The sequence below is a fragment of the Nocardia jiangxiensis NBRC 101359 genome (genome assembly GCF_000308615.1).
Lineage (GTDB): Bacteria > Actinomycetota > Actinomycetes > Mycobacteriales > Mycobacteriaceae > Nocardia > Nocardia jiangxiensis.
On the sequence record NZ_BAGB01000061.1, the window covers coordinates 87,564 to 100,351 of the forward strand.

The window sequence follows — 12,788 nt, forward strand, 5'->3', positions numbered from 1 at the left end:
GCCGAACCCGTCGGGCGATTCCTGTCGGTGGGGTGGGGTAGAAATCCGATCAACCGAATGAACGGGGGACGGCAGTGACGACGACACCAGTGGGAACCGAATCGATGACATGGACCGCACAGCAGGTCGCCGTGCTGGCACCCGATGCCGCATCGCTCACCGCCGCGCGAAAACTGCACGGGCGGTGGAACTCTGCCGGATGGTGTGACACCGCGCTGTGGGGGCTGTGCAAGGGCAGTGGCGCGAAGCCGTACCAGACGATCGTGGATCTGTCCGGGCCCGCCTACAAATGTTCCTGCCCCAGCCGGAAATTCCCCTGTAAGCATGCCTTGTCGCTCCTGCTGATCTGGTCCGACGGCATGGTTTCCGAGGCCGCCGCACCCGCCGACTACGCCGCGGAATGGCTCGCCGCCCGCGCGCAGCGAGAAGCCAAAACTGCTGCGGCACAGCAGAAGACGCCATCGGCAGCCACGGCGGCACAGCGCCGCGACCGGGTCTCGGCCGGACTCGCGGATCTGGACGTGTGGTTGTGCGATCAGGTGCGCACCGGTCTGGCCCAGGCGGATCGCTCCTTCGGCGCCTTCGAATCGGTGGCCGCGCGGATGGTCGACGCACAGGTTCCCGGCGTGGCATCGGCGCTGCGGCAACTTCCACGCAATGCTGTCGGCCGGGAGGACTGGCCGGCGGTCCTGCTACGCGAGTACGCCCGGCTGCACCTGCTCGCCACGGCACATCGCCGTCTCGACGATCTCGAACCGGCGCTGGCGGCCAGTGCGCGCACGCACATCGGCTATCCGGTCACCGCGGAGTCGGTCCGCAGCGAATCCGCCGTCCGCGATCACTGGATGGTGCTGGGCCTGCGGATCACCGAGGAGGAGCGGGTGCACACCCGCAAGGTCTGGGTACGCGGGCGGACGAGCCGGCGCTGGGCACTGATCCTCGACCACTCGTTCGGCACTCCGGCCTTCCCCGCGGATCTGCCGGTGCCGGGCTCGATGGTTGATGCCGACCTGCATTTCTATCCGGGAGCCGCCGCACTGCGTGCGCTGTGGGGCGAACGGCACGGCGTCCCGGAACCGATCCCCCGACCGTTCGCCACCGCACCGGAAACCCCCGGCGCGGAGCCGGGCGGTATCACCGACGCGCTGACCGCGCACGCCCGTGCCCTCGGCACGGATCCGTGGCTGCGATCGTGGCCGGTGCTGCTCAGCGATGTCGTTCCGGTGGTGTCCGGCGATGCCTGGTCCGTCGTCGACCAGGCGGGTTCCGCACTCCCGCTGGCGCGACTGGCCCGCCAGCCCTGGCAGCTGATGAGCCTGTCGGGTGGACATCCGGTGACGGTGGTCGGCGAATGGACCGCCGACGGTCTCGTCCCGGTGTCGGCGTGGGCGGGCGGCGAGATGGCCGCCATCGACGCGGAGGCGATCGGCGGATCCCGGGCGCAAACGGACGAACTGGCCTCGGTGGCCCTGCTGGGTACGGCACGTCGCGGGGTCGATCCGGCAGTACTGCCCGAACCGGTGGCCGAAGCGGCAGGTCGCCTGCCCGGTGATCCGGCGCAGATCCTGCTGGAGGCCGCCGCGCTACAGGACGTCTTCGCCCGCGGCGCGGTCCTGCCCGGCACGGGTGAGCCGCCCCAACCCGCCGAGACCGACCAGCGCCCGATCCTGCCCGCTGCGGCCGCGACTCGCCTCGTGCGCCTGCTGAGCGAGGGGTCGCCGTTCCGCACCGAATGGTTCGACGTCGCCGAACCGCACGATTTCCGCGCACCCGACGCGATCTGCACCCTCCTGCTGGACCAGGCGAAATCCCGTACGCCCCTGCGTGAGTCGCTGCTACGTCTGGCCGGGGAACGCGGCCGCTGGCTGGCCGAACACCATGCACCGTGGCACACCCTGGCCCGCGCCAGGCCCGACGATCAGAGCGTCTGGTCGCACGGCCGCCCCGCCGAGCGGCGCGCCTGGCTGGTGCAGTTGCGGGCGCACGATCCCCGAGCGGCCCGCGAAACCCTCACCGGCACCTGGCGTTCCGAACCCGGTCCGGTGCGCGCGGATCTGCTGGCCGTCCTCGCGGAGGGACTCACCCTGGCCGACGAGCCGCTCCTGGAATCCGCGCTCGACGACTCACGCGCCGAGGTCCGTCGGGTCGCCGCCGATCTGCTCGCCCGCCTGCCGGATTCGGCCTTCGCCGCGCGAATGATCGAACGCGCCTCGCGCTGGCTCACCTTCGACGGCAAGCAGCTGGTCGCCGATCTGCCCCACCGGCTGGAGGATTCGGCCCGCCGCGACGGCATCGCGGACCGCACCGCGCACACCGCCTACCGGCTGGACGGAGCGCCGCACGTCGCGGCGGAGTGGCTACGACGGGTGATCGCCGCGACCCCGATGCGTCACTGGGACGCGCTGTTGGGCGCTCCGGGATCGGCTGCCCGGGTGGGTATGCGGGCCGATCTACTCGGTCCGGTCACCGCCGGATGGGCCGACGCCGCACTCGCCCAGCACGACAGCCGTTGGGCCGCAACATTGTTCGAGGTGCTGACCGGCACCCCTACGCTCGGGGCCGACCCCGATGTGCGGCGGCAGCTGTTCGCCCTGCTTCCGCTCGACCGGCGGGTGGAGTATCTGCGCACACTGGACAGCAGCTGGCTGGCCGAGATCGAACTGCTGGTGCAGGCGGTGCCGCGGCCGTGGCCCGTCCCGCTGGCCCAGTACCTGATCCGGCTGCTGCTGGACCGCGCCAAGCTCGCCGCGGCACGTCCCGGCGCGCCGGGACTGTCCCCCGCGTCCTATCGCACTCTGTTCCGCACTGCCGCGGTGCACTTCCCGATCGAGGCGACCGCCGCGGTCGAGATCGCCGCCCGCCGCTGCGGTGATCCCTACTGGGAGACCTGTTTCAACGAGCTCGCCCATGACCTGATCCAGCGCACGACCATGCTCGAGGAGTTGCAATGACCACGACGGATACCACCGATTCGGCATCGAACAGCCTGCTGCGTCCGCACGCCGAACAGGCCTTCGCCGATGAGCTGCGCGCACTGGCCGCGGCCGACGACCGCCCCCGCCCGCCCTCGTGGCGACTGTCGCCGTGGGGTGTGGTCACCTACCTGCTCGGCGGCACCCTGTCCGACGGCACCGTGGTGAGCCCCAAATACGTCGGGCCGCGCAGGCTGATGGAGGTCGCGGTCGCCACGCTCGCGACCGACCGCGCGCTGTTGCTGCTCGGTGTGCCCGGCACCGCGAAAACCTGGGTGTCCGAACATCTTTCGGCGGCCGTGTGCGGTGAGTCGACGCTGTTGGTGCAGGGCACCTCCGGAACCGCGGAGGAGGCCATCCGCTACGGCTGGAACTACGCCCGGCTCCTGGCCGAGGGCCCCAGCGAGGGCGCGCTGGTGCCCTCCCCGGTGATGACGGCCATGCGCCTGGGTTCGATCGCCCGCGTCGAGGAGCTCACCCGCATCCCCTCCGATGTGCAGGATGCGCTGATCACGGTGCTCTCGGAGAAGACCCTGCCGGTCCCCGAACTGGGGATGGAGGTGCAGGCCACCAAGGGCTTCAACGTCATTGCCACGGCCAACGACCGCGACCGCGGCGTGAACGAACTGTCCTCGGCGCTGCGGCGGCGCTTCAACACCGTCGTTCTGCCGTTGCCCGCCGACGAGGACGAGGAGGTCGCGATCGTGACCCGCCGCGTCGAACAGCTCGGCGCCGCATTGGAACTGCCCGCGGTGCCCGCCGCCGCGGAAGAGGTGCGCCGGGTGGTCCGGGTCTTCCGCGAGCTGAGGTCCGGAATCACCGCCGACGGCCGGACCAAACTCAAATCCCCGTCCGGCACGCTGTCCACCGCCGAGGCGATCTCGGTGATCACCAACGGACTCGCGCTCTCGGCGCATTTCGGCGACGGTGTGCTGCGCGCCGCCGATATCGCGGGTGCGGTGCTCGGCGCGGTCGTGAAGGATCCGGTGGCCGATGGCGTGGTCTGGACCGAATATCTGGAAGCGGTCGTCCGCGAACGGGAGGACTGGGCCGACTTCTACCGGGCGTGCCGCGAGGTCCACGCGTGAGCCCACACCGCACAGCCGACTCATCATCGGAATCGGCCCCGGCCGCCGAAGCGCCGCAGACCCGTGTGTTCGGCATCCGCCATCACGGCCCGGGCTCGGCGCGCTCACTTCGCCTGGCGCTGGAGCAGTTCCGGCCCGATGCCATCCTGATCGAGGGCCCGGCCGATGCCGATCCGCTGATCGCCCATATCGCCGCCGCGGACATGACACCACCGGTCGCTCTGCTGGCCTATGTCCCGGATACCCCCTCCCGCGCGGCGTTCTGGCCCTTCGCCGTGTTCTCCCCCGAATGGCAGGCGCTGCGTTACGCCCATGAGCACGAGGTCAGCGTCGGCTTCTGCGACCTGCCCGCCACCCACGCCCTGGCCGCGACGGACGAACCCGGCGACCGCACCGACCCTCTCGCCGTCCTGGCTGCCACCGCGGGCTACGACGACCCGGAATGCTGGTGGGACGCGGTCATCGAATCCAGCGCCGACGCAGATGTTTTCGACGCCGTCACCGAGGCCATGGCCGCCCTGCGCGAGCCGACCTCGGAGCCCACCGATTCACCAGCCGAGACCATCAGCGCGGGCGACGATTGCTACGCCGCTGCCGATCGCGAGGCGAGCGAAGCCGCTGACGCACCGGGTGGTTCAGGCGAAGCTACCAACGCGAATGAGGACTCCGATACTACTGCTGCACAAGGTGATTCCGATTCGCAGGTGCTCGAAGCGCCCCACGAGATCGGCGAGCCGCCGACAGCGATCGATCCGGCACGCGAGGCCGACGAGCTGATCGGATCCTCGGTGGATCCGCATACCTTGCGGCGCGAGGCATATATGCGCCAGACGATGCGTAAGGCATTGAAGGGCGGGGCCATGCGACTCGCCGTGGTATGCGGTGCATTTCATGCTCCGGCGCTGGTGGGTCCGCTCGGGCCCGCGGCGGCCGATACGCGGATGCTCAAGGGATTGCCGAAGGTGAAGGCGACCTCGACGTGGGTGCCTTGGACACATTCGCGCCTGGCGGGTTCCTCGGGTTACGGCGCGGGCGTCACCTCGCCGGGGTGGTATCACCACCTGTTCACCGAGACCGATCAGCCGATCGCGCGCTGGCTCACCAAGGTCGCCGGTACCCTGCGGGCACACGACCTGCCGGTATCCAGTGCGCACATCATCGAATCGGTGCGGCTCGCGAACACCCTCGCCGCCCTCCGCGAGCGACCGCTGCCGGGACTCTCGGAAGTCACCGAGGCCACCCGAGCGGTGTTGTGCGAGGGCGACGAGACGATGTTGCGCCTGGTCACCGGGGAGCTGGTCGTCGGCGAGGCGCTCGGCTCGGTACCGGAGGACACTCCCGCGGTTCCGCTCGAGGCGGATCTGCGCGCACAGGCGCGTTCGCTGCGGCTGACGCGTCAAGCCCTGTCCCGCCAGCTGGATCTGGACCTGCGCAAGGATCGCGACGTCGCGCGCTCACACCTGCTGCACCGGTTGCGACTGCTCGCAATCGGTTGGGGTACACCGACATCGAGCGAGGTCCGCAATACCGGAACCTTCCGGGAGACGTGGACGCTGGTCTGGGAGCCCGAACTCGCCATCGCCGTCATCGAGGCATCCCGCTGGGGCACCACCCTGCTGTCCGCCGCCGAGGCGAAGATCCTGGACTCCGCCACCGCACCCGATGCCACCGTCGCTGATCTGGGCGGTGCCCTCGAACAGGCCCTGCTGGCCGATCTCGGCGGCGCCGTACCGGGACTGGTGGCCCGGCTCGAATCCGCCGCCGCGGTGGATCACGACGTCACCCGTCTGCTCGCCGCTCTGCCGGGGCTGATCCGCACGCTGCGGTACGGAGATGTGCGCGGTACCGACGTCGCGGCGCTCACCCGTGTCGCCAACGGGATGCTGGTGCGCATCTGCGCCGGATTGCCCAGCGCCGTCACCGGATTGGATGCCGACGCCGCGGCCGCCCTGCGCGTCCTGCTGGACGACGCGCACCTGGCCCTGGCGACCCGCGACGACGAGTGGTCGACCCGCGAATGGCACAGCGCCCTGGGCAAACTCGCCGACCGCGGCGATGTGCACGGCAGTCTGGTCGGCCGCGCGGTCCGGCTGCTGTGCGACGCGGGCATCCTGGACGACGCCGAATCCGCCCGTCGCCTGTCCGCGGCACTGTCGGTCGGTCACGATCCCGCCGAGAAGGCCGCGTGGATCGACGGCTTCCTCGGCGGCCGTGGGCTGCTCCTGGTGCACGACCGAAACCTGTTGCACCGCATCGATATCTGGCTCCGCAGCCTGGACGAGGACCAGTTCGTCGCCACCCTGCCGCTGCTCCGCAGAACCTTCGGCGCCTTCGAATCCGGTGAACGCCAGGCAATCGCGCAGGCCGTCCGCGACGGCGGCCCCGTCCCGGTCACCCCGACTCGAACCGGCGGCTTCGACCCCGACCGCGGCGCACTGGCCCTGCACGCCGTCACCCGAATCCTGGCGGTCGCGTGATGCCCGGAAACTCACCCGCCGTGCATCGGCCCATCACCGACCTGACGACGAAACCCGCACGACGCGGATCCATCCGCAGCGGTACGAGGAGGCGTTACCACCGATGACCGACATCGATCGAACACAGTCTCGCCGTTGGCGTCTGGTGCTGGGCGCGCCCGCGGAGTCCTGCCTGGGCGGACTCGGTTCCGGAGGTGACGCGGCGATGGATCGGGCGCTCTCGGCGCTGTACAACGCCGAGGAGCTGACGCCGTCGGAGAAGCGGACGGGCGGGCTGGGCGGATCGGCGCCCAGGGTGGCCCGATGGCTGGGTGACATCCGCAGCTATTTCCCGTCCACCGTGGTGGAGGTGATGCAGCGCGATGCGGTGGAGCGGCTCGATCTGACGCAGCTGTTGCTCGAACCGGAACTGCTCGAGGCCGTCGAGCCCGATGTGCACCTGGTCGGCACCCTGCTGAGCCTGAACCGGGTGATGCCCGAGACCACCCGGTCCACAGCGCGCATGGTGGTGGAGAAGGTGGTGCGAGAGATCGAGCGGCGCATCGCCTCGCGTACCGTCGCCGCAGTATCCGGCGCGCTGAACCGCGCCGCACGCACCACCCGCCCGCGGCTGCGCGATATCGACTGGGATCGCACCATCCGCCGCAATCTCGCGCACTACCTGCCCGAACACCGCACGGTGGTACCCGAACAGCTGATCGGGTACGGGCGCAAGTCGCAGGCGGTGCGACGCGATGTGGTGCTGGCGATCGACCAGTCCGGATCGATGGCCTCGAGCGTGGTGTACGCCTCGGTGTTCGGTGCGGTCCTGGCCTCGATGCGTTCGCTGAAGACCTCGATGGTCGTCTTCGACACGGCCGTCGTCGATCTCACCGATCAGCTCTCGGATCCGGTCGACGTCCTGTTCGGCACCCAGCTCGGCGGCGGCACCGATATCAATCGCGCCATCGCCTACAGCCAGCAGCTGATCACGCGTCCGGCCGACACGCTGTTCGTCCTGATCTCCGACCTCTACGAGGGCGGGATCCGCGCGGAGATGCTGCGCCGGATCGCCGCGATGCGGGAATCCGGCGTCCAGGTGTTGGTCCTGCTGGCACTGTCCGACGACGGCGCACCCGCTTACGACCACGAGAACGCCGCCGCACTGGCCGGCCTGGGCGTCCCCGCCTTCGCCTGTACCCCGGACAAATTCCCGGATCTACTGGCGGTGGCCCTCGACCGCGGCGACGTACGCACCTGGGCGAACACCCACGCGGGGTGAGCCGGACGCTACGTGCCCGGCGCGCTGCTGCCGAGCGCGCTCAGGAATCCCATCAACGACTGCGCCAGTCCCAAACCTGCATTCAGAACCCCCAAAGCGCCACCGAGCGTGCCGAAGAGATCCATCTCCAGACTCCTTCACCGACCATGCGGACCAGCGGGCGAACCGGACAGATGCAGATCATACGATCCGCATACCCCCGGACCCGGCATCTCGCCTGCGCGTCACCCGACGACTGTGTCGCCCCGGGTAACTCGCCGACGAAACGCCGGATGCTCGACGCCCGCCAGGCTCACAGATCGGCGATGGCGGCCAGGGGTGGCGTGCGCGCGGCCCGGATCCCGGGCCACACGGCGGCCAGTACACCCACCACGCCGGAGCCGACCAGCATCAGCACGATCTGGATCCACGGCACGGTGATCGTGCTGATGCCCAGATCACTGAGGGTCCGCAGGAATCCGACGCCGAGTCCGAGCCCGAGCACCACACCCACGAGCGCACCGAACACCGCGATCAGCATCGACTCCAGATAGATGCTCCGGCGCACCTGCGGTCGCTGCATGCCGACCGCCCGCAACATGCCGATCTCGCGACGGCGTTCGACCACCGACAGCGCGAGCGTGTTGACGATGCCGAGCACCGCGATCACCACCGCCAAGGCCAGCAACCCGTAGAGGATCGCGAGCATGGTGTCGATCTGTTGGCCCCGCGTGCCCTTGAATTCCTCCCGGTTCTCCACCTGCACCACGACGAACGGCGCGGTCGCCTTGACCAGGTTCTGCCGCATGAGCGTCAGATCGGCCCCCGGCGCGGCGGAGATCAGCACGATCACATCGGCGCGGAACGCGACGGGCATCACCTGGTCGTACAGCGCCGAGGACACCACCAGGGATCCGAGCAACTGGGTGTCCTTGTAGATTCCGGACACCGTGACGGTGAACTTCTTGTTGTCCATGCTGGTCAGCTGCACCTGCTGACCGGCGTGCCAATTGTGTTTCCCGGCTTCGGTTTCCGAGACCTGAATATCGTTGTCGCCGAGTGTTTTACCGCCACTGCGAATCTCGTAGTTCAGCACGGGACTCATCGCCGCATCCGGTGAGATGCCGTACAGCGGATCCTCGCCGATCTTCATCTGCACGCCGCGGAAGGCCACCACATCCTGGACTCCCGCAACAGATCTCGCGGCCTGCCCCGCGCCGACGGGCACCCCGATCAGCTGCGGACCGGTCAGGACGTAATCGGCCTTGACGCCCTGGTCGACCACATCGCTCACACTCGCCTTCGCCGAGGCTCCGAGCATGCCGATCGCCGAGACCAGCATCAACCCCAGGGTGAGCGCGAAAGCGGTCGCCGCGGTGCGCCGCGGATTGCGGACCGCGTTGTTGCGCGCCATATGCCCGATCGACCCGAACGGCCGCACCAGCACGCCGAGCGCCGCCAGCACCGGCCGCGACAACGACGGCGAGGCGAACAATACCGCGAAAATCAGTGCCGCAGCACCGATTCCGACGGTCAACGCGGCATTGCCGCCGGTGTGGCGGGCCCCGAGCACAACCAGCACGACACCGACGACCGCGAGCGCCACGCCGATGCCCGTGCGCACCCGCAGCGATTCGCCGGTCGAGGCGAACTCCTCGCGCATGGCCTCCACCGGCGGAATCTTGGCCGCCCGGCGCGCGGGCGCATAGGCGCTGCCCACCGTCACCACGAGACCGATGCCCAGCGCCGCCAGCACGGTGCGCACCTGCACCTGCATGGCCCCGGTGGGCAATCCCAGGTCGAAGGCATTGAGCAGCCCGGACAACCCGAACGCCAGCGCGATGCCGCAGGCCAGACCCAGCGCGCTGCCGATCAATCCGATGATCGCCGCCTCGGCCACCACCGACAGCCCCACCTGCCGTCTACTCGCACCCACCGCACGCAGCAGCGCCAGTTCCCGCAGCCGCTGCGCCACGATCATCGAGAAGGTGTTGTAGATGATGAACGTGCCCACCAGCAGCGCGATCGCACCGAAGGCGAGCAGGAAGTAGTTCACGAATTTGAGCGCATTGCCGACCTGGGCCTTCAGATCCGCGCGCACCTGATCGCCGTCGAGCACCTTGTAGCCCGGCAGGACCCGGGACAGCCTGTCGCGCACGGTATCCGCCGAGACGCCCGGCGCCGCGGCCACGTCGACATAGCCCACGTGCTGTCCGTCGGTGAACAGATCGCGTGCCTGGGCGTCGTCGAACAGGATGCCGATGAATCCGCCGGAATCGGAACTCATGGTGTAGATCCCGCTGACGGTCACCACGATATTGCCCTTGGACGGCACGAGAATCTCCGTGCGATCCCCGACCGACAATCCGGCGCGTTGCGCCCCACCGGAATTGATCGCGATCTGTCCGGGGCCGGTGGGCGCGACGCCCGCGACGATCTTCTGCGGTTCGGCAACGGCCTTGTCCGGCGGCAGATAGGACTGCCCGAGACTGGGTGCGCCACCGGTCTGCACCGCGTGACCGTCCTTCAACAGCACGACCGGCCCCTGCACCGCGGGGGCGACCGCCCGCACGCCGGGGGTCGTGCTGACCTTGTCGATCACGTCGAGCGGAACGCCCAGCGACGTACGCTCCTCAGGCTGCACCCGCACGTCGACGCCCTTGGCCTGATCGGCGAAAATGCCGTTGAAGGTGCTCTGCAGAGTGTCGGTGAACACGAAAGACCCTGCGATGAAGGCGGTTCCGAGAATCACCGACAGCACGGTCAGCGCCAGGCGCACCTTGTGCGCGGCGAGATTGCGCAAGGCCACCTTGCGCATCGGGCTCGCGGCCATCAGGCGTTCTCCAGCTTTTTCATCCGGTCCAGCACGGATTCGGCTGTGGGATCACGCAATTCGTCCACGATGCGGCCGTCGGCGAGGAAGATCACCCGGTCGGCGTAGGAGGCGGCGTGCGGCTCGTGGGTGACGATGACGACCGTCTGCCCGAATTCGTCGACGGCCGCGCGCAGGATCGAGAGCACCTCGCCGGAGGACCGCGAGTCCAGATTTCCGGTCGGCTCGTCGCCGAAGATGATCTCGGGTTTTCCGGCCAGGGCGCGGGCGCACGCCACGCGCTGCTGCTGGCCGCCGGACAGTTCGCTGGGCCGGTGGTCGAGGCGGTCGTTCAGGCCCAGGCGTTTGATCACCGTGTCGAGCCAGTCCTGATCGGCGTTGCGACCGGCGATGTCCAACGGCAACGTGATGTTCTCCAGCGCGGTCAACGTCGGGACCAGATTGAACGCCTGGAACACGAAACCGATCCGGTCGCGGCGCAGTGCGGTCATCTCCTTGTCGGACAGGCCGGTCAGGTCGGTCCCGCCGATGTGCACCGCGCCGGAGGTGGCCGCGTCGAGCCCGGCCAGGCAGTGCATAAGGGTGGATTTGCCCGAGCCCGACGGACCCATGATGGCGGTGAACTCACCCGTGGCGAATTCCGCGCTCACCCCGTCCAGCGCCCGGACCTGGGTGTCTCCAGTTCCGTACAGCTTGACCAGGTCGGTAGCGCGGGCCGCGATCGTAGTGTCGGCAGTGGTTTCGGTGCCCAGGGCATCGGCAGTCATGTTCTCCAGTGTTGCCTGACCCGCACGTCTGCGCCATCAGGAATGCCCCCCAATACTTCGGGGGTATACCGGACCGGCTCAGCCCAGCGAACCGATGATCGCCAGCACGACCAGCAGGATGACCACCGCGCCGACGATGATGCCGATGATCAGGCCGGTGTTGGATTTGCGCTGCGGCGGCATCTGCGTGGGCTGATAGCCGTAACCGGTCTGCGGATACGGCGAATTCTGCGGATACATCTGCTGCGGAGGCGGCGTCGGCGAACGCACCGACATCGGCACGGGTGCGGGCCCCGCGGTGGGCATGGGTCCGGCGTTCTGCATTCCGGGACCGGTGCGCTGCGGCACCACGGGATTGCCGGGGCCGGTTCCGGTGAGGCCCATCTGCGGGCCGACGGTCTGCGGCCCTACCGTCTGCGGGCCCAGTGTCTGCGGGCCGACGGTCTGCATCCCCGGGCCGGTGAACTGCCGCGGCGGCGACAGCGGAACCCCCGGGGAGCTGGGCGCCGCCAGGGCGCGGCGGGCCGCGGCGGCGAATTCCGCGCACGAGACGAAACGGTCGTCCGGGCGTTTGGCCATGGCCTTGGCCAGCACGCTGTCCATCGCGGGCGGGAGTCCGGGCCGGATCTTGCTCAGCGGCGGCGCGGGCTCCTGCAGGTGTCCACGGATCACCGCGGCCGGATTGGACGCGGCGAACGGCCCGGTCCCGGTGAACAACCAGAACAGGCTGCAGGCCAGCGAATACTGATCCGCGCGGCCGTCCAGGTTGGCCCCGGTGAGCTGTTCGGGCGAGGCGTACGCCAGCGTCGCGGTGAACGTGCCGGTCTGGGTGAGGTGGCCGCCGTCGTCACGCAGCCGGGCGATGCCGAAGTCGGTGAGGTAGACGCGCTCGCCCTTACCGCCCGTCGAGCGGGCCAGCAGCATGTTCGCGGGTTTGACGTCGCGGTGCATGACACCGTTGCCGTGCGCGTAGTCCAACGCCTCGGCGACCTCGCCGATGATCTGCACCGCGCGCTCGGGCGGGAGTTTGGTGGGGTCCACACTGGCGGCGTCGATACCGTCGATGTACTGCATCGAGATCCACAGCTGACCGTCCTCGAGACCACGGTCGTAGACGGTGACGATATTGGGGTGGTCCAGCTGGGCGACCAGATCGGCCTCGCGCTCGAAGCGGGCACGGATCTCCTGATCGGATACCATTTCACGGTTGAGCAGCTTGAGCGCGGTCTTGCGCGGCAGACGCGGATGTTTGGCCAGATATACCGAACCCATGCCGCCGCGGCCGAGCAGTTGCTCGACGAGATATCCGGCGAAGACCTCACCGTTGGCCACCATGATGTCCGCTCCCACTTCCCGTGCCGCGCACCGGGACCCGCCAGCGCACGGCCGTGTACCGCATGAACTCCGTCGC

General features: G+C 69.2%; 7 protein-coding genes. 4 read left to right on the top strand and 3 right to left on the bottom strand.

The window, feature by feature from the left end:
* Nucleotides 1-104: 104 nt before the first annotated feature.
* From ON40_RS26695 to ON40_RS26710, 4 genes are all read left to right on the top strand, one after another.
* Nucleotides 105-2,951, top strand: coding sequence for an SWIM zinc finger family protein (locus tag ON40_RS26695; RefSeq protein WP_040827521.1), 2,847 nt, complete (start codon nt 105-107; stop codon nt 2,949-2,951).
* Complete coding sequence (locus tag ON40_RS26700) at nt 2,948-4,060, top strand: ATP-binding protein (RefSeq protein WP_040827348.1); 1,113 nt, start codon at nt 2,948-2,950, stop codon at nt 4,058-4,060. Before ON40_RS26695 ends, ON40_RS26700 begins: the two co-directional genes overlap by 4 nt.
* Nucleotides 4,061-4,125: 65 nt before the next feature.
* Nucleotides 4,126-6,537: a DUF5682 family protein gene (locus ON40_RS26705; protein WP_373281980.1), complete on the top strand. Its 2,412-nt coding sequence runs from the start codon at nt 4,126-4,128 to the stop codon at nt 6,535-6,537.
* Between the two features lie 103 nt (nt 6,538-6,640).
* On the top strand, nt 6,641-7,798 hold the full coding sequence (locus ON40_RS26710; RefSeq protein ID WP_040827353.1) for a VWA domain-containing protein: 1,158 nt from the start codon (nt 6,641-6,643) through the stop codon (nt 7,796-7,798).
* A gap of 292 nt (nt 7,799-8,090) precedes the next feature.
* Here the strand turns inward: ON40_RS26710 and ON40_RS26715 are convergent, their stop codons facing one another.
* The 3 genes from ON40_RS26715 to ON40_RS26725 all read right to left on the bottom strand — a co-directional run bounded on the left by ON40_RS26715 (nt 8,091) and on the right by ON40_RS26725 (nt 12,712).
* Complete coding sequence (locus tag ON40_RS26715; RefSeq protein WP_040827355.1) at nt 8,091-10,610, bottom strand: ABC transporter permease; 2,520 nt, start codon at nt 10,608-10,610, stop codon at nt 8,091-8,093.
* Nucleotides 10,610-11,377, bottom strand: a complete 768-nt coding sequence (locus tag ON40_RS26720; RefSeq protein ID WP_040827357.1) for an ABC transporter ATP-binding protein — start codon at nt 11,375-11,377, stop codon at nt 10,610-10,612. Before ON40_RS26720 ends, ON40_RS26715 begins: the two co-directional genes overlap by 1 nt.
* Nucleotides 11,378-11,455: 78 nt before the next feature.
* Nucleotides 11,456-12,712, bottom strand: coding sequence for a serine/threonine-protein kinase (locus tag ON40_RS26725; RefSeq protein ID WP_040827523.1), 1,257 nt, complete (start codon nt 12,710-12,712; stop codon nt 11,456-11,458).
* Nucleotides 12,713-12,788 lie beyond the last annotated feature (76 nt).

Bases quoted from the DNA above. Each gene is read 5' to 3' on its own strand.
- ON40_RS26695 (WP_040827521.1), top strand. From the start codon at position 105: ATGACATGGACCGCACAGCAGGTCGCCGTGCTGGCACCCGATGCCGCA.
- ON40_RS26700 (WP_040827348.1), top strand. From the start codon at position 2,948: ATGACCACGACGGATACCACCGATTCGGCATCGAACAGCCTGCTGCGT.
- ON40_RS26715 (WP_040827355.1), bottom strand. From the start codon at position 10,610: ATGGCCGCGAGCCCGATGCGCAAGGTGGCCTTGCGCAATCTCGCCGCG.
- ON40_RS26710 (WP_040827353.1), top strand. From the start codon at position 6,641: ATGACCGACATCGATCGAACACAGTCTCGCCGTTGGCGTCTGGTGCTG.
- ON40_RS26725 (WP_040827523.1), bottom strand. From the start codon at position 12,712: ATGGTGGCCAACGGTGAGGTCTTCGCCGGATATCTCGTCGAGCAACTG.
- ON40_RS26720 (WP_040827357.1), bottom strand. From the start codon at position 11,377: ATGACTGCCGATGCCCTGGGCACCGAAACCACTGCCGACACTACGATC.